Source organism: Streptomyces sp. NPDC028711 (assembly GCF_055565415.1).
This window is the reverse complement of the sequence record NZ_JBVHUJ010000013.1, coordinates 211,040-234,506: the sequence shown is the minus strand read 5'-3', so window position 1 is coordinate 234,506 and position 23,467 is coordinate 211,040. Positions and strand designations below refer to the sequence as shown.

24 protein-coding genes are annotated in these 23,467 nt (G+C 70.6%); 9 read left to right on the top strand and 15 right to left on the bottom strand.

Features of this window, described 5'->3' with window-relative positions; translation table 11 throughout:
* Positions 1-62: 62 nt before the first annotated feature.
* From ACZ4VK_RS32470 to ACZ4VK_RS32460, 3 genes are all read right to left on the bottom strand, one after another.
* Positions 63-2,699 (bottom strand): tetratricopeptide repeat protein, encoded by a 2,637-nt coding sequence (locus ACZ4VK_RS32470; protein ID WP_468360052.1) that lies wholly within the window; start codon positions 2,697-2,699, stop codon positions 63-65.
* A 247-nt stretch (positions 2,700-2,946) separates the two neighbouring features.
* The gene (locus ACZ4VK_RS32465) at positions 2,947-3,270 is read right to left on the bottom strand and encodes an STAS domain-containing protein (RefSeq protein WP_030210572.1); all 324 of its coding nucleotides are present in this window, start codon (positions 3,268-3,270) and stop codon (positions 2,947-2,949) included.
* Between the two features lie 126 nt (positions 3,271-3,396).
* Positions 3,397-4,245: a 3-hydroxyacyl-CoA dehydrogenase family protein gene (locus ACZ4VK_RS32460; protein ID WP_468360049.1), complete on the bottom strand. Its 849-nt coding sequence runs from the start codon at positions 4,243-4,245 to the stop codon at positions 3,397-3,399.
* Positions 4,246-4,466: 221 nt separating this feature from the next.
* Between ACZ4VK_RS32460 and ACZ4VK_RS32455 the strand changes: the two genes are divergently transcribed.
* Genes ACZ4VK_RS32455 through ACZ4VK_RS32445 form a run of 3 tightly spaced genes read left to right on the top strand, consistent with a single transcriptional unit; the run spans position 4,467 to position 7,343 of the window.
* Positions 4,467-5,384, top strand: coding sequence for an EamA family transporter (locus ACZ4VK_RS32455; RefSeq protein WP_468360046.1), 918 nt, complete (start codon positions 4,467-4,469; stop codon positions 5,382-5,384).
* Between the two features lie 59 nt (positions 5,385-5,443).
* Positions 5,444-6,160 carry a hypothetical protein gene (locus tag ACZ4VK_RS32450; protein ID WP_468360043.1) on the top strand — a complete coding sequence of 239 codons (717 nt, stop codon included), beginning with the start codon at positions 5,444-5,446 and terminating at the stop codon, positions 6,158-6,160.
* A gap of 31 nt (positions 6,161-6,191) precedes the next feature.
* Positions 6,192-7,343: a cysteine desulfurase family protein gene (locus ACZ4VK_RS32445; RefSeq protein WP_468360040.1), complete on the top strand. Its 1,152-nt coding sequence runs from the start codon at positions 6,192-6,194 to the stop codon at positions 7,341-7,343.
* 46 nt (positions 7,344-7,389) lie between these two features.
* On the opposite strand, the gene ACZ4VK_RS32440 is transcribed toward ACZ4VK_RS32445, so the two are convergent.
* Positions 7,390-8,028: a TetR/AcrR family transcriptional regulator gene (locus ACZ4VK_RS32440; RefSeq protein WP_468360037.1), complete on the bottom strand. Its 639-nt coding sequence runs from the start codon at positions 8,026-8,028 to the stop codon at positions 7,390-7,392.
* 88 nt (positions 8,029-8,116) lie between these two features.
* Here ACZ4VK_RS32440 and ACZ4VK_RS32435 point away from each other — a divergent pair, with 88 nt between their 5' ends.
* Genes ACZ4VK_RS32435 through ACZ4VK_RS32425 form a run of 3 tightly spaced genes read left to right on the top strand, consistent with a single transcriptional unit; the run spans position 8,117 to position 10,259 of the window.
* Positions 8,117-8,890, top strand: a complete 774-nt coding sequence (locus ACZ4VK_RS32435) for an ABC transporter ATP-binding protein (protein WP_468360034.1) — start codon at positions 8,117-8,119, stop codon at positions 8,888-8,890.
* A gap of 33 nt (positions 8,891-8,923) precedes the next feature.
* Entirely contained in the window at positions 8,924-9,673 is a 750-nt protein-coding gene (locus ACZ4VK_RS32430; RefSeq protein WP_468360031.1) for an ABC transporter permease, read from the top strand.
* 13 nt (positions 9,674-9,686) lie between these two features.
* Entirely contained in the window at positions 9,687-10,259 is a 573-nt protein-coding gene (locus tag ACZ4VK_RS32425; RefSeq protein WP_468360028.1) for a cob(I)yrinic acid a,c-diamide adenosyltransferase, read from the top strand.
* On the opposite strand, the gene ACZ4VK_RS32420 is transcribed toward ACZ4VK_RS32425, so the two are convergent.
* Positions 10,179-10,799 (bottom strand): hypothetical protein, encoded by a 621-nt coding sequence (locus ACZ4VK_RS32420; RefSeq protein ID WP_468360025.1) that lies wholly within the window; start codon positions 10,797-10,799, stop codon positions 10,179-10,181. The two genes, ACZ4VK_RS32425 and ACZ4VK_RS32420, sit on opposite strands and share 81 nt — an antisense overlap.
* A gap of 152 nt (positions 10,800-10,951) precedes the next feature.
* Between ACZ4VK_RS32420 and ACZ4VK_RS32415 the strand changes: the two genes are divergently transcribed.
* From ACZ4VK_RS32415 to ACZ4VK_RS32405, 3 genes are all read left to right on the top strand, one after another.
* Positions 10,952-12,148: a sensor histidine kinase gene (locus ACZ4VK_RS32415; protein ID WP_468360022.1), complete on the top strand. Its 1,197-nt coding sequence runs from the start codon at positions 10,952-10,954 to the stop codon at positions 12,146-12,148.
* Positions 12,145-12,789, top strand: a complete 645-nt coding sequence (locus tag ACZ4VK_RS32410) for a response regulator (RefSeq protein ID WP_468360019.1) — start codon at positions 12,145-12,147, stop codon at positions 12,787-12,789. Before ACZ4VK_RS32415 ends, ACZ4VK_RS32410 begins: the two co-directional genes overlap by 4 nt.
* Before the next feature lie 136 nt (positions 12,790-12,925).
* Positions 12,926-14,773, top strand: coding sequence for a glycosyl hydrolase family 18 protein (locus ACZ4VK_RS32405; protein ID WP_468360016.1), 1,848 nt, complete (start codon positions 12,926-12,928; stop codon positions 14,771-14,773).
* A 62-nt stretch (positions 14,774-14,835) separates the two neighbouring features.
* On the opposite strand, the gene ACZ4VK_RS32400 is transcribed toward ACZ4VK_RS32405, so the two are convergent.
* From ACZ4VK_RS32400 to ACZ4VK_RS32355, 10 genes are all read right to left on the bottom strand, one after another.
* Complete coding sequence (locus ACZ4VK_RS32400; protein ID WP_189834231.1) at positions 14,836-15,282, bottom strand: DUF2550 domain-containing protein; 447 nt, start codon at positions 15,280-15,282, stop codon at positions 14,836-14,838.
* 145 nt (positions 15,283-15,427) lie between these two features.
* Complete coding sequence (locus ACZ4VK_RS32395; RefSeq protein ID WP_024761909.1) at positions 15,428-15,802, bottom strand: F0F1 ATP synthase subunit epsilon; 375 nt, start codon at positions 15,800-15,802, stop codon at positions 15,428-15,430.
* Between the two features lie 112 nt (positions 15,803-15,914).
* Positions 15,915-17,357: a F0F1 ATP synthase subunit beta gene (atpD, locus tag ACZ4VK_RS32390; protein ID WP_468360012.1), complete on the bottom strand. Its 1,443-nt coding sequence runs from the start codon at positions 17,355-17,357 to the stop codon at positions 15,915-15,917.
* Positions 17,357-18,274 (bottom strand): F0F1 ATP synthase subunit gamma, encoded by a 918-nt coding sequence (locus tag ACZ4VK_RS32385; protein WP_468360009.1) that lies wholly within the window; start codon positions 18,272-18,274, stop codon positions 17,357-17,359. Before ACZ4VK_RS32385 ends, atpD begins: the two co-directional genes overlap by 1 nt.
* Positions 18,275-18,294: 20 nt before the next feature.
* Complete coding sequence (gene atpA, locus ACZ4VK_RS32380) at positions 18,295-19,893, bottom strand: F0F1 ATP synthase subunit alpha (protein WP_468360006.1); 1,599 nt, start codon at positions 19,891-19,893, stop codon at positions 18,295-18,297.
* Positions 19,894-20,041: 148 nt separating this feature from the next.
* Positions 20,042-20,857: a F0F1 ATP synthase subunit delta gene (locus ACZ4VK_RS32375; RefSeq protein ID WP_468360003.1), complete on the bottom strand. Its 816-nt coding sequence runs from the start codon at positions 20,855-20,857 to the stop codon at positions 20,042-20,044.
* Positions 20,854-21,399, bottom strand: a complete 546-nt coding sequence (locus ACZ4VK_RS32370) for a F0F1 ATP synthase subunit B (RefSeq protein ID WP_389681993.1) — start codon at positions 21,397-21,399, stop codon at positions 20,854-20,856. The genes ACZ4VK_RS32375 and ACZ4VK_RS32370 overlap by 4 nt, the downstream gene beginning before the upstream one ends.
* 41 nt (positions 21,400-21,440) lie before the next feature.
* Entirely contained in the window at positions 21,441-21,707 is a 267-nt protein-coding gene (atpE, locus tag ACZ4VK_RS32365; protein ID WP_468360000.1) for an ATP synthase F0 subunit C, read from the bottom strand.
* 91 nt (positions 21,708-21,798) lie between these two features.
* A complete protein-coding gene (atpB, locus tag ACZ4VK_RS32360; protein ID WP_468359997.1) occupies positions 21,799-22,608 on the bottom strand; it encodes a F0F1 ATP synthase subunit A in 810 nt (269 codons plus the stop codon).
* A 225-nt stretch (positions 22,609-22,833) separates the two neighbouring features.
* Positions 22,834-23,247, bottom strand: coding sequence for a hypothetical protein (locus ACZ4VK_RS32355; protein ID WP_468359994.1), 414 nt, complete (start codon positions 23,245-23,247; stop codon positions 22,834-22,836).
* Between the last annotated feature and the right edge of the window lie 220 nt (positions 23,248-23,467).

Sequence of the window (23,467 nt, the reverse complement as noted above, 5' to 3'; positions counted from 1 at the left end):
ACGGGGAAGGCCCCGGGTGCGGAGAACGCGCCCGGGGCCTTCCCCGTACTCCCGTACGTCCTTCAGGCGGGCGACCCGGTGCTGGTGGAGCCGCCGAGGGTGGCGGAGGCGGAGTTGCTGGGGTTCTCCCCCGTCGGCGGCGGGCTGGTCGTCGTCGGCGGGGCCGTCGTGGGCGGCTCGGTCGTCGGCGGCGGGCTGGTGGTGGTCGTCGTCGGCCGCGGGGTGGTGGTCGTCGGCGCCGGGCTCGTGGTCGTCGGACGCGGCCCGCTCGTCGTGGTGGGAGCCGTCGGCGGCTTCGAGGTCGTCGTGGGGGGCGTCGTCTCCGTCGGGCTGTCCGAGGGGGAGGGCGAGCCGGTGGCACCGGGGCTGGTGGAGGACGACGACGGGCCACTGCCCGTACCCGACGGGCTCGGGGATCCCGAGTGCGTCGGGTCGCCCGTCTCCCCCGGCTCCGCCCCCTCCTCCTCGGCCGGCGGCTCCTCGCCGTCCACGCCGTCGTCGATGGGGTCCTCGGTCACCGTGCTGTCGGAGGTGACGCGGTTGGTGGCCGGGTCCTCGCCGTTGCCCGAGGTCGCGCCGAGGGTCACGACGGTGCCGAGGACGGCGACGAGGAGCGCGCCCGCGCCGACGGCGGCGAGGTTGCGGCGGGCTCCGCCGATGATGCCGCCCTTCAGGCTCGGGCGGCCGGGGGCGGTGTCGGGGCGGGTGACGAGCGTCGGGCCCTCGTCGGCGAAGTCGGGGAACGCCGGGAACGCGGCGGCTGCCGGGGCTCTCCCCGTACCTCCGGCCGGCGACGGCGTCCGTACGGGGCCGCCCGGCAGCGGGGCCGTGACGGGCTCCGGCCGTGCGGGGCGGGCGGCCGGGCCGCGCAGGGCGGGGGTGCCGCGCGGCGGGGAGACGGGCTCGTCGGCGCCTCCAACGGCCGGGGTGCCGTGGTCCCCCGAGCGGTCGGCGACGAGGGCGAGCGCCCGGCGGCCGGCGACGGTGCCGCGCTTGTCGGCGAGCACTCCGCGCATGCCGATGGAGGCCTCGAGTTCGGCGCGGGCCCGCTCCAGGTTTCCGGTGCAGAGGGCGAGGATGCCGAGCTCGTGGTGGAAGTACGCCTCCTCGGCGACGTCGCCGGTGAGCCGGGCGGCCTCCTGTCCGGCGCGCAGGGCGCGCTCCCAGGCACCCCAGTGGAGTCCGGCGGCGAAGGCGGGCGCGGCGGCGCGGGCGAGCAGGACGGCGGTGGCGCGGTGCGCGGCGGTGACGTCTGCGTCGGCTCCTGTGCCGGTGCCGGAGCCGACGCAGACGGCCAGGGCGGCGAGGAGGGCGTCGGACTCGGCGGCGGCCCGCTCGGGGGTGACGGAGGGGTGGGCGGCCCACCAGGCGTAGTGCTGGGCGACGGTGTGGGCGCGGTCGGCAGCGGAGTCTTCGGGCCCGTACCCCTGGGCGAGGAGCTGGGTGAGGACGCCGGCGGCGAGCCGGTAGCGGGGGCCGACCGGGGAGAGCAGGCCGCAGGCTCTGAGTTCGCCGAGGGCGGCGTCGGCGTGGGTGTCGCCGACGAGGGCCGGCAGATGGGCCTGGTGCGGGACCTCGCCGCCGAGGGCGACGGCGAAGCGCAGCGCGGTCTGGGCGGAGCGGCTGAGCCGGGAGGCGAGCAGGGCGGCGGGGGCGGCGCCCTCGCCGAGGCTGGGCAGGGGTATCTCGCGGAGCTCGACGTCGAGGTCGTCGACGCCGTCGAAGGCCGCGGCGGCGGCGGCCGCCGCCGCGTCGGGGTCGGTGGGTCCGAAGGCCTCTTCGAGGGCGCCGAAGGCGTCGAACTCGGCCGGGGTGACGCGCAGCCGGTCGCGCTGGCGGAGCAGCGCCCCGGCCTGGACGAAGCGCAGGGGCAGGCCCTCGGACTCGAACCACAGGTCGCCGGCCCAGTTGGCCTCGTCGTCGGTGAGGGTGCGGCCGACCGCGCTCTCCAGGAGCTTCAGGGCGGCGCCGCGGCTGAGGCCGCTGAGGTGGATGTCCTCGACGGGGGCGCCGGACGTGGGGGCGGGCGTGTCGGGTCCTGCGGCGAGGAGGAAGGCGCACTCGGGGGCGGCGGCGAGGAGTTCGTCGAGGGCGGCGCCGCCGAACTCCAGGTCGTCGACTACGACGACGGCGCCGATGTCGCGGAGCCGGTCGAGGAGTCCGTCACGGCCGGGCCGGTGGTCCGGGGCGTGGCGGACGGCGGCGAAGAGCTCGTGGAGGAGTTCGGTGGGGGTGCGGTGGTGGCCGGAGAGCCGGACGACTCCGTCGGGGGCGAGCCCGGCGCAGTCGGCGGCGACCGCGTCGAGGAGGGTGGTGCGGCCGGATCCGGCGGGACCGGTGAGGCGGGCGGAGCGGCCGCGGCCGAGGATGCCGGCGAGGCGCTCGCGCTCCTCCTGGCGTTCCAGGAGGGGCAGCTCGGGTGCGGCGGGTCCCGGCGGGACGGGCGGCGCGGCGGCGCTTGCCGCCTCGGCGCGCTCCTCGGGGGTACGGGGGCGGGCGGGCGCGGGTTCCCGTCCGGGCGGGCAGGGTTCGATCTCGCTGCCGTCGACGGGGTTGACGGTGACGAGCAGGTCGCCGGAGACGAGCCTGACGACGCGGGCACGCGCGGATGCGGGTGCGGGCGTGCCGCGTCCCTGGCGGGCGTCGTCGCCCTCGGCGTCGTGTCCGTACTCCTCCGGCCCCCGGTTGATCGGGTCCATGGTCCAAGCCCCCAAGAAGCGGTGTCCGGTGCCCGCCGGGTGGGTCCGTCAATGTGCAGGCGACCGAACCCTAGACCGTGGTCAGACGGCCGGGAACAGGTGGGGTGCCCCGGAGACCAAGACGTCACGGTCTTGTGAGGATTGAGCGTGACGCCTGGTTCACACAGCTGCTTCACAGCGCACGACGGCCCGGGCGGCTCACCCCCGGGGCCCCGGCTGCTTCACGGCGCACGACGGCCCGGGCGGCTCACACCCGGGGCAGGGACTCCAGGGCGAGGCCGCCCTCGATGGCGAGGATGCGGTGCAGCCGGGTGGCGACGAGCAGCCGCTGCATCTGGGGCGGCACCCCTCGCAGGACGAGGCGCCGGCCGCAGCGGCCGGCCCGCCGGTGGGCGCCCATGATGACGCCGAGCCCGGTCGCGTCCCAGGAGTCGAGGCCGGTCAGGTCGAGCACCAGATCGCCGACTCCGTCGTCGACGGCCGAGTGCAGGACCGTACGGGCGTCCGCCGCGCTGCGGACGTCGAGGCGGCCCCCGACGACCAGCTCGACGTGGTCGCCCCTGATGTGCATATGTGCTCCCCGAGAGTCTCCGTCTTCGCAACAACTGACTGCTGAGACAGCAGAAGCGTTGCGCCTTGTCAGCGAACCGGTACCGAAATTCACCCCACGGGGTGAGGGCGGGGTGGCGGGACGGGCTCAGTACTTGTAGTAGCCCTGCCCGCTCTTGCGGCCGATGTCACCCGCGTCCACCATCCGGCGCATCAGCTCCGGCGGTGCGAACTTCTCGTCCTGGGACTCGGTGTAGATGTTGTTGGCCGCGTTCACCAGGATGTCGATGCCGGTGAGGTCGGCCGTGGCGAGCGGGCCCATGGCGTGGCCGAAGCCGAGCTTGCAGGCGATGTCGATGTCCTCGGCGGTGGCGACGCCCGACTCCTGGAGCTTGGCGGCCTCGACGACGAGGGCGGCGATGAGCCGGGTGGTGACGAAGCCGGCCACGTCACGGTTGACGACGATGCAGGTCTTGCCGACGGACTCGGCGAACTCCCGCGTGGCGGCGAGGGTCTCGTCGCTGGTCTTGTAGCCGCGGACGAGCTCGCAGAGCTGCATCATCGGGACCGGGGAGAAGAAGTGGGCGCCGACGACGGCCTCGGGGCGCTCCGTCACCGCGGCGATCTTGGTGATCGGGATCGCGGAGGTGTTGGAGGCGAGGACAGCGCCGTCCTTGACGACCTTGTCGAGCGCGCGGAAGATCTCGTGCTTGACGTCGAGGTTCTCGAAGACGGCCTCGACGACGATGTCCGCGTCGGCGACGGCCTCGAGCTCGGTGGTGGCGGTGATCCGGCCGAGCGCGGCCTCCGCGTCGGCGGCGTCGAGCTTCCCCTTCGCGACGAAGCGGTCGTACGACGCCTTGATGCCGTCGGTGCCCCGGGTGAGGGCCGCGTCGGTGACGTCACGCAGGACGACGTCCCAGCCCGCCTGTGCCGAGACCTGTGCGATGCCGGACCCCATGAGTCCGGCTCCGATGACGGCGAGCTTCCTTGCCACGGTCTTCCACCCCTCAACGCCTGTTCACTTCTGGCTCTCCGGCGGAGATTAGCGGTCGGGGGGCGCCATGTGACCGCTAAGTAACGCGCGTCACGCTGTCTTTGACGGACGTCACACTCACAACACCCCGTTCGGGCACCCGTGCGGTCGCGGCATACCCCTGGGGGGTATATAGTCGAGCGCACTTGTCCGACGGTCGTCGTTCGGAAGGAGCTGCCGTCATGCGTCCGTACGCCCTGGGGACCGCCCCCGCCCCGCTGCTCCTGCTGACCGGCATGATCAGCCTCCAGTTCGGCTCCGCCTTCGCGAAACGCCTCTTCGAGCAGACCGGCCCGGCCGGAGCGACCCTGTTACGGCTGCTCATCGCCGCCACCCTGCTCTGCCTGCTCTCCCGGCCCGCGCCCCGGCTCCTGCGCGACCACTGGCGACTGCTGCTCCCCTACGGGGCCGTCTTCGCCGTGATGCAGTTCTCCTTCTACGAAGCGACCTCACGGCTCCCCCTCGGGGTCGTGGTGACCCTGGAGTTCAGCGGACCGCTGCTGCTCGCCGCCTTCACCTCGCGACGCGCCCTCGACCGGATCTGGGTGGCGCTCGCCGGCACAGGACTGCTCGTCCTCGGCGGCACGAAGGGCATGGACGACCCGGTCGGCCTGGCCGCGAGCCTCCTCACCGGAGCGGCGCTCACCGGCTACATCCTGCTCGGCGCCCGGGTCGGCAGAGCCGTCCCCGGCGGCTCCGGCCTCGCCCTCGGGCTCACGGTGGCCGCCGTCCTCGCGCTGCCCACCGCTCCCGTACTCGGTCTGCCCTCCCCCGGCGTCCTGCTCGATCCCGGGGTGCTCGGGGCCGCGCTCGCGGTGGCCGTCCTGACGACCGTCGTGCCGTTCTCCCTGGAGTTCGCCGCGCTGCGGCGGATGCCGCCGCGGGTCTTCGCCGTCCTCTCGACGGTGGAGCCGGTCATCGCCGCCCTGGTGGGCCTCGCCCTGCTCGGCGAACGGCTCTCGTGGGTCCAGTGGGCGGCCGTCCTGTGCGTGGTGGGCGCGGCCGTCGGCACGGGCCGGAGCTCCGCCGCGTCGCCACCGGACCCGCCGCCCGTACCGAACGACCGAATCCCCTCCCGGAAGAACGGAGTGCACACGTGACAAGCCCGACGCGCACGACCAGCCCTCTCCCCCCTCGGAGCCGTACGATCCCGGCCCGGGTGGCGCCTCTCCTGGAGACCGTCTCCCCCACCTCACGCTCGGCGCTCCTCGTCGCGGGAGGCTACTTCGACACGGCGGCCGGCATCGGCGCGTTCTCGCTCAACTCCTTCGCCCTGGCGCAGGAGACGGGAGCGGCCGCCCGCCGGCTCCACCGGGGCAACAAGGTCCTCTACGACGTCATCGTCAACGACCTCGGCATGTCCTGTTCCACCGACGTCTGTACGCTGCCGGCGGCCGGCCCCTCCGAGACCGACCTCTCCCCACTCACCGCCTCGGCCGCCGCGGCCGGGATCGACTTCACCGTCACCCGCGAGCGGAACCTGCGCAACCGCGCCGCCCGGTCGATGAAGCGGTGGCTGCGCGACCCCGCCACCGAGCCCCTGTTCACCCGCGAGGGCGACGAGATCGTCTTCCGCTCCCGCCAGTACGAGAAGGTGCTCGCCGGGGTCGTCAAGGACGACCACGTCGTACCGCGCTGCCCGCTCATCGTCGCCGAGTACTTCGCGCGCTACTTCGCCCGGCTGCGGGCCTTCCCCGACTGCGCGCACCGCCATGTCGTCGACATCAACTCGCTCGCCGACCGGGACAAGGTGACCAAGGGCGCCGAGATCTACCTGCGCACCCTCGGCACGCCCGAGGAGGAGATCGTGCTCGTCTTCGCCGACGCGGCCTGCGCCGATCCACTGGCCCTGACCTATACCGCGTACGACTTCTGACCACCCGTCACAGCGGAAGAGGGAAACCGGCATGGCCACGATCTACCTGGACCACCAGGCGACCACCCCGATGGACCCGGCGGTCGTCGAGGCGATGAACTTCGCCGCCACCCACTGCTACGCCAACCCGTCCAGCCCGCACGCCGCCGGCATCCGCGCCTTCCGCGAGGTCGAGCGGGCCCGCGGCGCGGTCGCCCGGCTCATCGGGGCGGGGCGCAGCGAGATCTACTTCACCTCCGGTGCGACGGAGGGCAACAACCTCGCGATCAAGGGCGTCGCCACGACGACGGGTGGCCCCCGCCATGTGGTGACGACGGCGGTGGAGCACAAGTCCGTGCTCGACACGTGCCGTTCGCTGCGGGACGCGGGCCACGAGGTGACGGTGCTGCCGGTCGACGCCGAGGGGCGGGTCGACCCGGCCCAGGTCGCCGCGGCGCTGCGGCCGGACACCGCGCTCGTCTCGGTGATGCTCGCGAACAACGAGGTCTCCACCATCCAGCCGGTCGCCGAGATCGGGGCGCTGACCCGGGCGGCGGGCGTGCCGCTGCACTGCGACGCGACCCAGGGAGTGGGCTCGCTGCCGGTGGACGTACGGGCGCTCGGGGTCGACCTGCTGACGTTCTCCGGGCACAAGATCTACGGCCCGAAGGGCATCGGCGTGCTGTACGTCGCGAACCGGCTCTCGGACCGGGCGCCGCTCGCGCCGCTGCTGCACGGCGGCGGGCAGGAGCGCGGGCTGCGCGCGGGCACGCTCAACACCGCCGCGGTCATCGGCCTCGGCGCGGCCGTCGGGGTGCTCGCGGCGGGCCGGGAGAAGGAGGCGGCCCGGCTCGCGGGGCTGCGGGGCAGGTTCCTCGCGGAGCTGGCGGACCTCGTCCCGTACACGCTCAACAGCGGTACGGGGCCGGGCTTCCTGCCGCACGCGGTGAACCTGTCGTTCCCGGACGTGGACGCGCAGCAACTGCTCCTGGAGGTCGCCGACCTCGCCGTCTCGACGGGTTCCGCCTGCAACAGCTCGGCCCAGGAGCCCTCGCACGTCCTGCGGGCGATCGGGCTGCCGCCCGAGCGGATCAGGGGCAGCGTCCGGATCGCGTTCGGCCGCTTCAGCACGGAGGCGGAGGCGGTCGGCGCCGCCCACGCGCTGGCGACGGTCGCGGGCGGGCGCCCGAGGGTGACTGTCTAGGATTCGTCGTCCACGCGGGAGCCCCCGCCCCCGTGCGCGGTGTCCGTCAGCGCTCGCGTACCGCGTACGTCAGCACCCGGTCGCTCAGCAGCTCCTCGATCTCGTCGAGGAGCACCAGGGCCTGCCGGGAGACGGTGGTCGCCTTGCCTCCCGCGGTCATCTCGCGGGTGATGTATCCGACGACCGCGTTCTCGATCCAGGCGAGCTGACCGCCGACGAGCAGCGGCAGCGGGTCGTCGGCGGGCGCGCCGGTCTCCTCGCGGAGCGTGGTGACGACGGCGTCCTGGACCTGTTCCTGGACGTGGAAGAGCCGGGCCTTGAGGGTGGGGGCGTGCTCGATGACGTTCATGAAGGCGTCGAAGCCGTCCATGAGTCCGTACGCGGGCGAGACGGCGCCGATGTCCTGGCGGAGTTCGCGGAGCACGGCACGGGCGGCGGACTCCCCCCGGTCGCGGCCCCGGATCATCCGGGCGAGGCGCTGGGTGACGCCGTCCATCCGGTCGAGGAAGAGGTCCTCCTTCGCCGGGAAGTAGTTGTAGACGGTGTTGACGGAGACGTCCGCCGCCTCGGCGACATCGGCGACGGTCACGTGCGCGAAGCCGTGTTCCAGGAAGAGCCCCGTCGCGATGTCCGAGATCCGCTGCTTCGTCTCGCGCTTCTTGCGTTCCCTGAGTCCCTCGGCCATGCGCTCATCCTAGACACCCTGAAATTTCGGTGCCTCTGAAATTTTGGAGACGTTGCAAAATTTCAGCGACTCTGTTTCTGTAGTCGCCATGCCCATCATCAGCACCGCCGGGCTCGCCCGGACCTTCTCGACCAGGAACGGCCCCGTGGAGGCCGTCCGAGGGATCGACCTGACCGTCCGGCCCGGCGAGATCCTCGGACTCCTCGGCCCCAACGGCGCCGGCAAGACCACCACGCTCCGGATGCTCACCACGCTCCTCCCGCCCACCGCAGGCGCCGCGACCGTCGCCGGTCACGACCTCGTACGGAACCCCGCCGCCGTACGCCGCCGCATCGGGTACGTCGCCCAGTCCGGCGGCCTCGACCCTCAGGAGACCGTCCGCTCCGAGCTCGTCACCCAGGGCCGGCTCTACGGCATGAACCGGGCCCGGGCGGCGGCCCGCACCGAGGAGCTCGCCGCCGACCTCGGGCTCACCGAGCTCCTCGACCGCCCGACCCCCGCGCTCTCCGGCGGCCAGCGACGGCGGCTCGACCTCGCCATGGGCCTCACCCACCGGCCGGAGATCCTCTTCCTCGACGAACCGACGACCGGGCTCGACCCCGGCAGCCGCGCCGACCTGTGGGCGCTGGTGCGGCGGCTCCGCGACGAGTACGGCACCACCGTCGTCCTCACCACCCACTACCTGGACGAGGCGGACGCCCTCGCCGACCGGCTGGTGATCGTGGACAAGGGCACGGTCGTCGCCGAGGACAGCCCCGCCGCCCTCAAGGCCGCCCACGGCGCGGCCACCCTCCAGGACGCCTTCCTCGCCGTCACCGGGCGGGATCCGGCACCCGTCGACACCACGCCCGTCGCCGTCTGACCCCGCGCGGACCCCGCACCCCTAGGACAACCGATGCTTCTCCACGACACCGCGCTCCTCTTCGGGCGCTACGCCCGCCAGACCCTGCGCTCCCCGTTCCAGATCTTCTTCGGCGTCCTGATGCCGCTGCTCTACCTGCTCTTCTTCGGACCCCTGCTCACCGGACTCCCGCTGGGCCGCGAGGGCGACTCCTGGCAGATCCTCGTCCCCGGCCTGCTCCTCCAACTCGGCCTCTTCGGAGCCTCGTTCGCCGGGTTCTCGATCATCATGGAGAAGAACTGGGGCGTGTTCGACCGGATGCGGGTCACCCCGGTGAGCCGGCTCGCCCTCCTGCTCGGCCGGGTGCTGCGCGACGCGGCGCTCTTCGTCTTCCAGGCGGTCCTGCTCGTCCTGGTGGCCCTGCCGATGGGGCTCAGGGCGCCGCTCGCCGGGATCCTGATCGGCTTCGGCTTCGTGGCCCTGCTGTCGGTGGCGCTCGCCTCGCTCTCGTACGCCCTGGCCCTGAAGCTGCGCACCCCGCAGGAGTTCGGCCCCGCGATCAACACGCTCGCGATGCCGGCGATGCTGCTGTCCGGCCTGATGCTGCCGATGACGCTCGCCCCCGGGTGGCTCGACGTGCTCTCGCGCTTCACACCGTTCCGCTATCTGGTGGACGCCGTCCGGGAGGCGTACGTCGGCCACTACACGACACCGACCCTGCTGTACGGGGTCCTCGTCGCCCTCGGCGTGGCGGCGCTCGCCGTGACGGTGGGCACACGGACCTTCCGGAGCGCCGGTGCGTAACTAGGCTGGACCCATGGTCAATCTGACGCGCATCTACACCCGTACCGGCGACCAGGGCACCACGGCGCTCGGCGACATGAGCCGGACCGCCAAGACGGATCTGCGGATCTCTGCCTACGCCGACGCCAACGAGGCCAACGCCGCCATCGGTACGGCGATCGCCCTCGGGCAGCTCGACGAGGAGGTCGTGAAGGTCCTCGTCCGGGTCCAGAACGACCTCTTCGACGTGGGCGCGGACCTGTGCACACCGGTGGTCGAGGACCCGAAGTATCCGCCGCTGCGGGTGGAGCAGCCGTACGTCGACAAGCTGGAGGCCGACTGCGACCGCTTCCTCGAGGAGCTGGAGAAGCTGCGCTCCTTCATCCTGCCGGGCGGCACGCCCGGTGCGGCCCTGCTGCACCAGGCGTGCACGGTGGTCCGGCGGGCGGAGCGCTCCACCTGGGCGGCCCTGGAGGTCCACGGGGAGACGATGAACCCCCTCACCGCGACCTACCTCAACCGTCTTTCAGACCTGCTCTTCATCCTTGCGCGGGTCGCGAACAAGGAGGTCGGGGACGTGCTCTGGGTCCCGGGCGGGGAGCGCTGACCCGCTCTCGGGGTTCTTCTTCGGCCAGATCACGTAGCTGAGCACGATCAGCCCGTGGATGCCGACCGCCCGCCAGGCGCCGTCGATCGAGGCCTCCAGCTTCGAGGTGTCGCCGGCGTCGCCGACGTACCAGATCGCGGCGAGCAGGAGGACGGCGGCGACGGAGGCCGCGACCACCGAGCCGAGCCAGACGCGTCCCTCGTGACGGGCGCGGGCCATCCCGTACCGGGGCGGCTTCGGAGGCGGCGGACCGCCGCCGATGCGGTAGGCGGCGTGGCCGTCGAGCCACTTCACGGTGCGGTGGCCGTGGCCGACGGTGTAGCCGATGTAGAGGGCGGCGAGGCCGTGCCGCCAGCTCGGCTCGGCCCCGTTCTTGAGATCGATCGCCGTGACGACGAGGAGCAGGACCTCCAGGAGCGGCTCGCACAGCAGCAGTGCCACGCCCAGCTTCGGCTTCCTCAGCAGATAGCGGGCGGCGAGGCCGGCGGCCAGCAGGACCCAGAAGCCGACCTCGCAGACGACGATCAGCGTGACGATCACGGCGGTTCCCCTTTCGCTTCCCCCTCAGCGTCCCGTGGGGTCGGGCCGGATTCGTCGTCGCCGATGACGACGTACGCCTACATCCTTCGGCGGAGGGACGGATCGGCCCGGACGAGGAGGTCAGGGCAGGTGCGGGCGTGTTGGATGAGTGTGTGAGACTCCTCCGCCCGCACCGCCTCGATCTGTTCATCGCCGTCTCGGGACTCGCCGGCGGGCTGCTGCTGTGGTCCTTCGGGCTGTACGTGACCGGGGACCACGTCTTCGGGCAGCGTTGGGCGACCCTGATCCCGCTGACCGTGATGGCCGGGGCGGAGGCCGTGCGCAGGGCCGCCCCCCGTGCCGCCCTCGTCGTGGGCACCCTCGCGATCGTCGGCGACCAGCTCACCAACGGAAACCTCGCCACGGTCCTGATGTTCACGGACGTGGTCTACGCGGCGGTCCTGTACGGCACCCCCGCCCAGGCCCGGCGCATCCCCTACACCATGGGACTGATCACCGTCGCGACCACGGTCGGCTTCCTCGTCTGGTGGCAGAACGCCGTCGCGCTCCTCGTGGGCGCGCTCACCGGCATAGTCTCCTTCCTCCCGGCGATCACGGGCGCCGTCGTCCGCAACCATCGGGAAGCGGCCGACGCCGCCCGCCTCCGGGCCGAACAGACGGCCCTGCTCGCCGAGATGGACCGGGCGCAGGCCGTGGTCGCCGAGCGGGCGCGGATGGCGCGCGAACTGCACGACATGGTGGCGAACCACCTCTCGGCGATCGCGATCCACTCCACGGCGGCGCTCTCGCTCGACGAGCCGGCCACCACCCGGCAGGCGCTCACCGTGATCCGGGAGAACAGTGTGGCGGGCCTCGCGGAGATGCGACGGCTGATCGGCATCCTCCGGGACAGCAGCGGGGACGTGGAGCCGTCCGTCGCACCCACCCTCGTCGGTCTGGACTCCCTGGTCGACCGGGCGCGGGGGAACGCCGGGCCGAGCGGTCTCGTCCTCGCCCTGGAAGACACCCGGGAGACCATGGCGGCCCTTCCGGCACCGGTGGAGCTGGCCGCGTACAGGATCGTGCAGGAGTCCCTGACGAACGCGCTCAAGCACGCGGCGCCGGGCGAGGTCCGGGTGACCGTGGGCCAGGGTCCCGGCGCGCTGTGGGTGACGGTGACGAGTCCGTACGGGGAGCGCCCCGGCCCGACCGCGCCCGGCTCGGGGGCGGGCCTGGTGGGGATGCGGGAGCGGGTGGCCCTGCTCGACGGGATCTTCGAGGCGGGTGCGGTGACGGACGACGGGGGACGGAGACTGTGGCGGGTGCGGGCGGAGCTGCCCGTGGACGCGAGCGACGAGGAGCGGGCATGACGGTGCGGGTGGTGGTCGCCGAGGACCAGTCGGCGGTGCGGGCGGGGCTCGTGCTGATCCTGGGCAGCGCGCCGGACATCGAGGTGGTCGGGGAGGCCCCGGACGGGGAGCGCGCGGTGGAGCTGGCGCGCGAGCTGCGGCCCGACCTGGTCCTGATGGATGTGCAGATGCCCCGGATGGACGGGGTGACGGCGACGGGCATCGTGGTCGCGGAGGGGCTCGCGGACGTGCTTGTCCTGACCACGTTCGATCTGGACGAGTACGTCTTCGGGGCGCTGCGGGCGGGCGCGGCCGGTTTCCTCCTCAAGAACGCGGAGGCGCGGGAGCTGATCGAGGCGGTGCGGACGGTGGCGCGCGGCGAGGGCATGATCGCCCCGGCGGTGACCCGGCGGCTGATCGCGGAGTTCGCGGCGCCGAGCCGGCCCGTGCGGACGTCGGATCCGGGGGTGCTCGCGTCGCTGACGCCCCGGGAGCGGGAGGTGCTGTCGGCGCTCGGGCAGGGTCTGTCGAACGCGGAGATCGCGGTACGGCTCGACATGGCGGAGGCGACGGTGAAGACGCACGTCAGCAAGGTGCTGGGGAAGCTGGAGCTGCGGAGCAGGGTGCAAGCGGCGGTCCTCGCCCAGGAGTTGGGCGTCTAGGGGGCGCCCAAGGCGACGGTGGCGACGTTGGTCTGGACCTCTTGACGATTGGTCCAGACCTTCCTACGCTCGCGGGGCGCGCGCATCTTCACGGACCACCCCCACCCCATGTCCGTCCGCAACTTGAGGAGCACCGTTGAGCACTCAAGCACCGACGCGCAGAGCAGGGTTCAGACACCGGGCCGCCGCCGGTCTGACCGCCCTGATCCTGCCCCTGGCCGCCATGGTCGGCCTCGCCACCCCCGCCGAAGCCGCCACCTCGGCCACCGCCACGTACACGAAGACCCAGGACTGGGGCACCGGATTCGGTGCCAACTGGACGGTGAAGAACACCGGCACCACCACCATCAGCTCCTGGACCGTCGAGTGGGACTACCCCGCCGGCACCTCCGTCACCTCCGCCTGGGACGCCACGGTCACCGGCTCCGGCACCCACTGGACCGCCAAGAACGTCGGCTGGAACGGCACCCTCGCCCCCGGCGCCTCCGTCTCCTTCGGCTACAACGGCGCGGGCCCCGGCGCCCCCACCGGCTGCAAGATCAACGGCGCCCCCTGCGACGGCACCAGCCAGCCCGGCGACAACTCCCCCTCGGCCCCCGGCACGCCCACCGCCTCCGGCATCACCGACACCTCGGTGAAGCTCACCTGGACCGCGGCCACCGACGACAAGGGCATCAAGAACTACGACGTCCTCCGCGGCGGCACCAAGATCGCCACGGTCACCGGCCTCACCCACACCGACACGGGCCTGACCGCCGGCACCGACTACAGCTACACCGTCGTCGCCCGCGACACCATCGACCAGACCGGCCCGGCGAGTGGCGCGGCCTCCGTCCGCACGACGGGCGGCGGGACCAACCCGCCCGTCGGCAACGCGGTGAAGATGGGCTACTTCACCAACTGGGGCGTCTACGGGCGCAACTACCACGTGAAGAACATCGTGACCTCGGGCTCCGCGTCCAAGATCACCCACATCAACTACGCCTTCGGCAACGTCACGGGCGGCAAGTGCACCATCGGTGACGCCTACGCCGACTACGACAAGGCCTACACCGCCGACCAGTCCGTCGACGGCGTCGCCGACACCTGGGACCAGCCGCTCCGCGGCAACTTCAACCAGCTGCGCAAGCTGAAGAAGGCCTACCCCCACATCAAGATCCTCTGGTCCTTCGGTGGCTGGACCTGGTCCGGCGGCTTCGGCCAGGCCGTGCAGAACCCGGCCGCCTTCGCCCAGTCCTGCTACGACCTGGTCGAGGACCCGCGCTGGGCCGACGTCTTCGACGGCATCGACCTGGACTGGGAGTACCCCAACGCCTGCGGTCTCACCTGTGACACCAGCGGCGCGGCCTCCTTCAAGAACATGATGCAGGCCATGCGCGCCAAGTTCGGTGCCAACAACCTGGTCACCGCGGCCGTCACCGCCGACGCCTCCGCCGGCGGAAAGATCGACGCCGCCGACTACGGCGGCGCCGCGCCGTACATGAACTGGTTCAACGTGATGACGTACGACTTCTTCGGCGCCTGGGCGGCGAAGGGCCCGACGGCCCCGCACTCCCCGCTCACCTCGTACGCCGGCATCCCCCAGGCCGGCTTCAACTCCGCCGAGGCGATCGCCAAGTTCAAGGCGAAGGGCGTCCCCGCCAACAAGCTGCTGCTCGGCATCGGCTTCTACGGACGCGGCTGGACCGGCGTCACCCAGTCCGCCCCCGGCGGCACGGCGACCGGCCCCGCGGCGGGCACGTACGAGCAGGGCATCGAGGACTACAAGGTCCTCAAGGCCTCCTGCCCGGCCACCGGCACCGTCGCGGGCACCGCGTACGCCCACTGCGGCACCAACTGGTGGAGCTACGACACCCCGGCCACGGTCACGTCCAAGATGAACTGGGCGAAGAACCAGGGCCTGGGCGGCGCCTTCTTCTGGGAGTTCAGCGGTGACACCGGCAACGGCGAGCTCGTCGGAGCCATCAACACCGGCCTGAACTAGCACCCACCGGAAAGCGAGAAGCGGGGGACGGCGCAGCACGCCGTCCCCCGCTTCTTCCAGCCCTACGCGACGTTCACCCTCTGGCCGGGCGGCGCCGCCTCCAGCCAGGCCATGAAACCGGTCCGCGCGTCCTCGCTCATCGCGAGCTCCAGACGCACGCCCTCGTACATACAGGGCTGGATCACCGCGTCGGAGAGCAGCGCGAGCTCCTCCTCGCCCTCCGGCATCCGGCGCTCCAGAGCCACGATGGACGAGCGCTCCAGGACACGGCGCGGGCGGGGCGCGTACGAGAAGACACGGAACCAGGCGATCTCGTCACCGCTGTAACGGGCGACGCCGTACACCCAGCCCTTGCCGCTCGGGTCCGGATCGTCCGGGACGTTCCAGTGCAGGGAACAGTCGAAGGTGCCGCCGGCGCGCTGGATCAGCCGCCGGCGCAATCCGAAGACGAAGAGCCCGATCACCACCAGTGCGACGACCAGGCCGCACACGAGCAGAGCGAGGAACATCTTCACCGACCTCCTCGCTGCGTCCCGTAGCCGGCACCGCCGGCAGAACCGAATACAACCTGCATATGCATCGCCTCAGCCGCGGCACGGTCCGGAAAATTCCGGATCGTGCCGCGGCTGAGGGCACTACTGCTCGGCGCGGACCTTAACGGACCGCTACCGCGCGCAGCCGGACGTCGGCGCGCCGCTCGGCGGCGGCGTCGGAGTCCGACTTCGCACGCTCCAGCGCACGCTCGGCGCGCTGGGCGTCGATCTCGTCCGCCAGCTCGCAGATCTCCGCGAGCAGAGACAGCTTGTCGTCGGCGAACGAGATGAATCCGCCATGGACGGCGGCGACGACAGTCGCGCCCTCGCTCGTACGGATGGTCACCGGGCCCGACTCCAGCACACCGAGCAGCGGCTGGTGGCCGGGCATGACGCCGATGTCGCCGGAGGTGGTACGCGCGATGACCAGGGTGGCCTCGCCGGACCAGACACTCCGGTCCGCGGCGACCAGCTCGACGTGCAGCTCAGCAGCCAAGGGTGGCTCCTCGGGTCACCACCCGGCGGGTCTGCCGGGTGTTGGGGTCAATTCTAGTGGGCGTGGAGCGGGGGCGGGACGGATCCCGCCCCCACTCGGGCGAGCACGGGGCTCAGGAGACGCCGAGTTCCTTGGCGTTCTTCTTGAGGTCCTCGAGACCACCACACATGAAGAAGGCCTGCTCGGGGAAGTGGTCGTACTCACCGTCGCAGATCGCGTTGAACGCGGCGATCGACTCGTCGAGCGGAACGTCCGAACCGTCCACACCGGTGAACTGCTTCGCCGCGTGGGTGTTCTGGGACAGGAAGCGCTCGACACGGCGGGCGCGGTGGACAACGAGCTTGTCCTCCTCGCTCAGCTCGTCGATACCGAGGATCGCGATGATGTCCTGGAGGTCCTTGTACTTCTGCAGGATTCCCTTGACGCGCGTGGCGGCGTCGTAGTGCTCCTGCGCGATGTAGCGCGGGTCCAGGATCCGGGACGTGGAGTCCAGCGGGTCCACGGCCGGGTAGATGCCCTTCTCGGAGATCGGACGGGAGAGAACCGTCGTCGCGTCGAGGTGGGCGAAGGTGGTGGCCGGAGCCGGGTCGGTCAGGTCGTCCGCGGGGACGTAGATCGCCTGCATCGAGGTGATCGAGTGACCACGGGTCGACGTGATGCGCTCCTGGAGGAGACCCATCTCGTCGGCCAGGTTCGGCTGGTAACCCACCGCGGAGGGCATGCGGCCGAGCAGGGTCGAGACCTCGGAGCCGGCCTGGGTGAAGCGGAAGATGTTGTCGATGAAGAACAGCACGTCCTGCTTCTGCACATCGCGGAAGTACTCCGCCATGGTCAGACCGGCGAGGGCCACGCGCAGACGGGTGCCCGGGGGCTCGTCCATCTGGCCGAAGACCAGCGCGGTCTTGTCGAGAACGCCGGCCTCCTCCATCTCGACCATGAGGTCGTTGCCCTCACGGGTGCGCTCGCCGACGCCCGCGAAGACGGAGACACCGTCGTGCAGCTTGGCCACACGGACGATCATTTCCTGGATCAGAACGGTCTTGCCGACACCGGCGCCACCGAACAGACCGATCTTTCCACCCTTGACGTACGGGGTGAGAAGGTCGACGACCTTCAGGCCGGTCTCGAACATCTCGGTCTTGGACTCGAGCTGGTCGAAGGCCGGGGCCTTGCGGTGGATCGTCCAGCGCGGCGCGCCGGCCACCGTGGACTCGTCGTCGTTCAGCACCTGACCGAGCGTGTTGAACACTCGGCCCTTGGTGACGTCGCCGACGGGCACGGTGATGCCGGTGCCGGTGTTGGTCACCGGGGCCTGGCGGACCAGGCCGTCGGTGGGCTGCATCGAGATGGTGCGGACGATGCCGTCACCGAGGTGCTGGGCGACCTCGAGGGTCAGCGTCTTGGTCGCGCCCTCCTCGGCCGGGTCCGGAACCTCGACGTGCAGCGCGTTGTAGATCTCCGGCATCGCGTCGACGGGGAACTCCACGTCGACGACCGGGCCGATGACCCGGGCGACGCGGCCCGTGGCGGCGGCCGTCTCAACAGTGGTCGTCATTACTTGTCACTCCCCGCGGTCGCGTCGGCCAGGGCTGCGGTGCCACCGACGATCTCGCTGATTTCCTGGGTGATTTCGGCCTGGCGGGCCGCGTTGGCAAGTCGGGAGAGGTTGTTGATCAAGTCTCCCGCGTTGTCGGTCGCCGACTTCATCGCGCGGCGCGTGGCGGCGTGCTTGGAGGCAGCCGACTGGAGCAGCGCGTTGTAGATACGGCTCTCGACGTACCGGGGCAGCAGGGCGTCGAGGACGTCCTCCGCCGACGGCTCGAAGTCGTACAGCGGACGGAGCGTGTCCGTGCCGCCGGCCTCCTTCGCCACCTCGTCGAGGCTGAGGGGCAGCAGCCGGGCCTCGACCGCCGTCTGCGTCATCATCGAGACGAACTCGGTGTAGACGATGTGGAGCTCGTCCACACCACCCTCCGCCGTGTCCTGCTCGATCGCCTCGATCAGCGGAGCCGCGATCGTCTTGGCGTCGCCGTACGACGGCTGGTCCGTGAACCCGGTCCACGTACCGGCCAGCTTCCGCTCACGGAAGTTGTAGTGCGCGATACCACGACGGCCGACGACATAGACGGTGACCTCGCGGCCCTCGCCCTCCAGCTTCGCCGTCAGCCTTTCCGCCGCCTTGATGGCGTTGGAGTTGAAGGCGCCGGCCAGACCGCGGTCGCTCGAGAGGAGCAGGACCGCGGCGCGAACCGGGTTCTCCGCCTCGGTGGTCAGCGGGTGCTTGTCATTGGCACCCGTGGCCACCGCCGTGACCGCTCGCGTCAGCTCGGTCGCGTACGGAGTCGACGCCTGCACCTTGCGCTGCGCCTTGACGACACGCGAGGCGGCGATCATCTCCATCGCCTTGGTGATCTTCTTCGTCGCGGTGACGGATTTGATGCGACGCTTGTAGACCCGGAGCTGCGCTCCCATGAGTCAGGTCCCTTCCGTCGTCACTTCGAGACGTTGACGGCGGCAGGAGCGTCCTCGCCCAGCAGCTTGCCGTCAGAGGTCTCGAACTGCTTCTTGAACTCCGCGATGGCGTCACCGACGGACTGCAGGGTGTCGTCGGACATCTTGCCGCCCTCACGGATGGAGGTCATGAGACCCGAGTGGTTCTGGCGCAGGTACGCCAGGAGCTCGGCCTCGAAGCGGCGGATGTCGGCGACCGGGACGTCGTCCATCTTGCCGGTGGTACCGGCCCAGACGGAGACGACCTGGTTCTCGGTGGGCATCGGCTGGTACTGAGCCTGCTTGAGCAGCTCGACCATGCGCTGTCCACGCTCCAGCTGCGCCTTCGACGCGGCGTCCAGGTCGGAACCGAAGGCGGCGAACGCCTCCAGCTCACGGAACTGGGCCAGGTCGACACGGAGGCGACCGGAGATCTGCTTCATCGCCTTGTGCTGGGCGGAGCCACCGACGCGGGAGACCGAGATACCGACGTTCAGGGCCGGACGCTGGCCGGCGTTGAACAGGTCGGACTCCAGGAAGCACTGGCCGTCGGTGATGGAGATGACGTTGGTCGGGATGAACGCCGACACGTCGTTCGCCTTGGTCTCGACGATCGGAAGACCGGTCATCGAACCGGCACCCAGCTCGTCCGAGAGCTTCGCGCAGCGCTCGAGGAGACGCGAGTGCAGGTAGAAGACGTCACCCGGGTAGGCCTCACGGCCCGGCGGGCGGCGCAGCAGCAGCGACACGGCGCGGTAGGCGTCGGCCTGCTTCGACAGGTCGTCGAAGACGATCAGGACGTGCTTGCCCTGGTACATCCAGTGCTGACCGATGGCGGAACCGGTGTACGGCGCCAGGTACTTGAAGCCGGCCGGGTCGGACGCCGGGGCGGCGACGATCGTCGTGTACTCGAGCGCACCGGCCTCTTCCAGGGCGCCGCGAACGGACGCGATGGTCGAGCCCTTCTGGCCGACGGCGACGTAGATGCAGCGGACCTGCTTGTTCACGTCGCCCGAGCGCCAGTTGTCGCGCTGGTTGATGATCGTGTCGACGCACAGCGCGGTCTTGCCGGTCTGACGGTCACCGATGATCAGCTGACGCTGGCCACGGCCGACCGGCGTCATGGCGTCGACGGCCTTGTAGCCGGTCTCCATCGGCTCGTGCACCGACTTACGGGCCATAACGCCCGGGGCCTGCAGCTCGAGGGCGCGACGGCCCTCCGTCGCGATCTCGCCGAGACCGTCGATCGGGTTGCCGAGCGGGTCGACGACGCGACCCAGGTATCCCTCACCGACACCGACGGAGAGGACCTCGCCGGTGCGCTGCACCGACTGTCCCTCCTCGATACCGCTGAACTCGCCGAGGACGATCGCGCCGATCTCGCGCTCTTCGAGGTTCAGGGCGAGACCCAGGGTCCCGTCCTCGAACTTCAGCAGCTCGTTCGCCATGGCCGAGGGAAGACCCTCGATCTTCGCGATACCGTCACCGGCCAGGCTGACCGTGCCGACCTCCTCGCGCGAGGCCGCGTCCGGCTGGTACGACTGGACGAAGTTCTCCAGTGCGTCCCGGATCTCCTCCGGCCGGATCGTGAGCTCCGCCATCTGGGTTCCCTGCTCTCCTTGTTGGGCCCGAAGTTTCTTAAGGGGTCTGGGGGCCGACCCCCAGGAATCTTCTGCAATCTCTGCACGGCCCAACCGGGCCGCTGGTGATGCTGTGGTGCTGTGATGCCTTGTGCTGTGGTGGCTGCCGTCAGCCGGCGAGTCGACGGGTCGCCTCGCCGAGGCGCTCCGCGATGGACCCGTTGATGACCTCGTCGCCGACCTGCACGGTGATCCCGCCGAGGACCGCCGGGTCCACGTCCAGGTTCAGGTGCATCTCGCGGCCGTACAGCTTGGCCAGGACGGCACCGAGGCGCTGCTTCTGCTGGTCCGACAGCGGCACCGCCGAGGTGACGACGGCGACCATCCGGTTCCGGCGCGCCGCGGCGAGCTTGGACAGGGACTCGAGTCCCGCTTCCAGGCTACGTCCACGGGGCTGGGTCACCAGACGGAGGACCAGACGCTCGGTGGTCGCGTGGGCCTTGCCGCCGAGCAGGCTGCGGAGCAGCCGGCCCTTGGCGGTGGCCGTGGCGGCCTTGTCCGTCAGCGCCGAGCGGAGCTCGTTGCTGGAGGACACGATCCGGCCGAACCGGAACAGCTCGTCCTCGACGCCGTCGAGCGCGCCCGCCTTCTGCGCCGCGGTGAGGTCGGCGGTGTTCGCCAGCTCCTCGGCCGCGTCGACCAGGTCACGCGAACGCGACCAGCGGGAACGCACCATGCCGGACACCAGGTCGAGGGTCACGCCGTCCACCTGACCGCTCAGGAGTCGCTGCGCGAGCTCGGCCTTGGCCTCACCCGGCTGCGCGGGGTCGGTCAGGACCCGGCGCAGCGACACCTCGCGGTCGAGCAGCACGGTGACGGCGGCCAGCTCGTCCGAGAGCTTCGTCGCGTCGACCGAGGTGTTGTCGGTCAGCGCGTCGAGGGACTCACGGGCGGCGGCCAGTGCCTCGCGGCTCGCTCCGTTCATCGGACGGCCTCGGCCTTCTCCTCGAGCTCGTCGAGGAAGCGGTCGATCGTGCGGCTCTGGCGGGCGGTGTCCTCGAGGGACTCGCCGACCAGCTTGCCGGCCAGGTCGGTGGCGAGCTTGCCCACGTCCTGACGCAGCGAGGCAGAGGCGGCCTTGCGGTCGGCCTCGATCTGCGTGTGGCCGGCCGCGATGATCTCCTCGCGCTGGCGCTGGCCTTCCGCCTTCATCTCCTGGATGATCGCGGTGCCCTGCTCCGTCGCCTCCTGGCGAAGACGCGCGGCCTCGTGGCGGGCCTCGGCGAGCTGGGCCTTGTACTGCTCCAGCACACTCTGAGCCTCGATCTGGGCCGACTCGGCCTTCTCGATGCCACCCTCGATGGCCTCGCGACGCTGCTCCAGAACCTTGTTGATGTTCGGGAGGAGCTTCTTGGCGAGGAAGCCGAAGACGATGACGAAGGCGATCAGGCCGATGACGAGCTCGTCGAGATGCGGGAGCAGAGGAGGCTGGGGCTCCTCCGCCGCCGCAAGAAGCAGAGCGTTCACATCAGTGCCTTCCGTAAAAAGAATCGGGCAGTCGGTCCGGCTTACTGGTAGACGAAGCCCATGACGATGCCGATGAGGGCGAGCGCCTCACAGAAGGCGAAGCCCATGATCTGGTTGGTGCGGATCAGACCGGCGGCCTCAGGCTGGCGGGCGAGGGCCTGCGTACCGTTACCGAAGATGATGCCGACGCCGACGCCGGGGCCGATCGCGGCCAGGCCGTAGCCGATGGACGCGACGTTGCCGACGAGGGTCGACTTGGCGGAGTCACCGGGGGCGGCGAGGTTGACCAGTTCGAGAGCAGCGGACATGCCGATACTTCCTTCTCTTTCAATGACCCGGTGGGGGTTGGCCACCGGACGTCTGCTGGTTCGGGGGGTGGGACTACGTCCCGGGTCGGGCTCAGTGGTGCTCGGAGAGCGCGCCCTGGATGTAGCTGCAGGCCAGGAGCACGAAGACGTACGCCTGGACGGCCTGGATGAAGAGCTCGAACGCCGTCATCACGAGGACCATCACGAAGGAGGCGCCGGCGTAGACGAAGCCGAGGCCGTTCATGAGGTACCAGGTGGCCAGCGTGAACATCACGATGAGCAGGTGACCGGCGAACATGTTCGCGAACAGTCGCACCGCGTGCGTGAAGGGCCGGATGATGAGGTTCGAGAAGAACTCGAGTACGACGACCATCGGGAGGATCGCGCCGAGGGACTTGTCGTAGCCGACGATGTTCTTCCAGCCACCCACGAAGCCGTGCTTCTTGAAGGTGAGCGAGATCCACATCACGTACACGATCAGCGCGAGACCGGCCGGGAAGGCGATCAGCGACGTGACCGGGAACTGGGCGAGCGGAACGATCGACCAGAGGTTCATGATCCAGACGAAGAAGAACAGCGACACCATGAAGGGGACGTACTTCTCGCCGTCCTTCTTGCCGATGATCTCGTAGACGATGCCGCGGCGCACGAAGTCGTATCCGGCCTCGCCGACCATCTGCAGCTTGCCGGGGATCAGCTTGGGCTTGTTGAAGGCGGCCCAGAAGAACCCGACGATCACGATGGAGCCGAGAAGGGCGAGCAGCATCGGCTTGGTGATCTCGATGCCGGCCACCGTGGCGATGGGCTCGTACATGAACGTGTGCAGGCCCGGCGCCGGGAAGCCACATCCACTGAAGATGTGGCAATCCGGGTCGAAGGCAAGCGTCTGGTCAGCACTCACCGCGGGCTCCTTCAGCGTGGCGCATAGGTACGGCAACCTCGTTGTGTCGGCGCGGCACGCAGCCGCGGGTCGGCACTGGACTGGTCTTACGGATAAGGGGGCGGCGGTTCGGCATCGAGCCTCGCGCTGGGACAGGCGCCGCTTCGGATGCCCGCGCCCGCAGTGCCGCAGTTGGCACCGGACGATAGCAGGAAGCCGGACGCGGCTTTATCCCGGCCCTACCCTTCACGACTTCGACCCCGTGTTTCCGGGGTCGATGTACGTGATCTTGGCCTTCATGTAGGCCCGGGCCTGTGCGGCGACCCACACCACGGTCGTCGCGAGCAGCGTGAAGGCGAAGGCCTTGAAGTCGAACAGCGTGGTGTTCTTGAGCAAGGCCAGGAAGATGAAGAGCACCAGCAGCTGGGCCGTGTAGAGCATGAGCCCCATGGCCTGGAAGAGGTGCGGGAACGACTTCGCCGTCCGCTGGAGAACCAGCTGCCCGATCCCCATGAAGAGGATGACCACCAGGGTGCCGACGACCGCGCCGATCGCACCCTTGCCACCGGCGACCACCCCGCTGACGACCGTGGCGACGACGCCGACGGCTGCGGTGGGTACAACGGTGTGCAGAAGGATGCGTGCGTCGTTGGACGGCATGGCGGTGTCTCCGCTTGCTGAAGGGGGCGATGGTGTCGTCATGGACGAGCGTAAGCCCGGTCCGAGGTGGGTCTCGGGGCCAACGGACCGTCGCACTACGGTCTTTCGGCTCTGTCGCCGGGTCTCGTGAACCGTATCACAAACTATTTGAATAGGTCTTTACCCAGAAGGTGTGCCAACTGTCACACATGAGAGTTACTCCGCGCGTGTGTGCGCGACA

Excerpts from the sequence above, each read along its gene's own strand:
- ACZ4VK_RS32385 (WP_468360009.1), bottom strand. The coding sequence starts at position 18,274 with ATGGGAGCGCAGCTCCGGGTCTACAAGCGTCGCATCAAATCCGTCACC.
- ACZ4VK_RS32425 (WP_468360028.1), top strand. The coding sequence starts at position 9,687 with ATGGTCAATCTGACGCGCATCTACACCCGTACCGGCGACCAGGGCACC.
- ACZ4VK_RS32355 (WP_468359994.1), bottom strand. The coding sequence starts at position 23,247 with ATGCCGTCCAACGACGCACGCATCCTTCTGCACACCGTTGTACCCACC.
- atpE (WP_468360000.1), bottom strand. The coding sequence starts at position 21,707 with ATGTCCGCTGCTCTCGAACTGGTCAACCTCGCCGCCCCCGGTGACTCC.
- ACZ4VK_RS32400 (WP_189834231.1), bottom strand. The coding sequence starts at position 15,282 with ATGTTCCTCGCTCTGCTCGTGTGCGGCCTGGTCGTCGCACTGGTGGTG.
- ACZ4VK_RS32445 (WP_468360040.1), top strand. The coding sequence starts at position 6,192 with ATGGCCACGATCTACCTGGACCACCAGGCGACCACCCCGATGGACCCG.
- ACZ4VK_RS32455 (WP_468360046.1), top strand. The coding sequence starts at position 4,467 with ATGCGTCCGTACGCCCTGGGGACCGCCCCCGCCCCGCTGCTCCTGCTG.
- atpA (WP_468360006.1), bottom strand. The coding sequence starts at position 19,893 with ATGGCGGAGCTCACGATCCGGCCGGAGGAGATCCGGGACGCACTGGAG.
- ACZ4VK_RS32375 (WP_468360003.1), bottom strand. The coding sequence starts at position 20,857 with ATGAACGGAGCGAGCCGCGAGGCACTGGCCGCCGCCCGTGAGTCCCTC.
- ACZ4VK_RS32435 (WP_468360034.1), top strand. The coding sequence starts at position 8,117 with ATGCCCATCATCAGCACCGCCGGGCTCGCCCGGACCTTCTCGACCAGG.
- ACZ4VK_RS32440 (WP_468360037.1), bottom strand. The coding sequence starts at position 8,028 with ATGGCCGAGGGACTCAGGGAACGCAAGAAGCGCGAGACGAAGCAGCGG.
- ACZ4VK_RS32470 (WP_468360052.1), bottom strand. The coding sequence starts at position 2,699 with ATGGACCCGATCAACCGGGGGCCGGAGGAGTACGGACACGACGCCGAG.
- atpD (WP_468360012.1), bottom strand. The coding sequence starts at position 17,357 with ATGACGACCACTGTTGAGACGGCCGCCGCCACGGGCCGCGTCGCCCGG.
- ACZ4VK_RS32410 (WP_468360019.1), top strand. The coding sequence starts at position 12,145 with ATGACGGTGCGGGTGGTGGTCGCCGAGGACCAGTCGGCGGTGCGGGCG.
- ACZ4VK_RS32465 (WP_030210572.1), bottom strand. The coding sequence starts at position 3,270 with ATGCACATCAGGGGCGACCACGTCGAGCTGGTCGTCGGGGGCCGCCTC.
- ACZ4VK_RS32430 (WP_468360031.1), top strand. The coding sequence starts at position 8,924 with ATGCTTCTCCACGACACCGCGCTCCTCTTCGGGCGCTACGCCCGCCAG.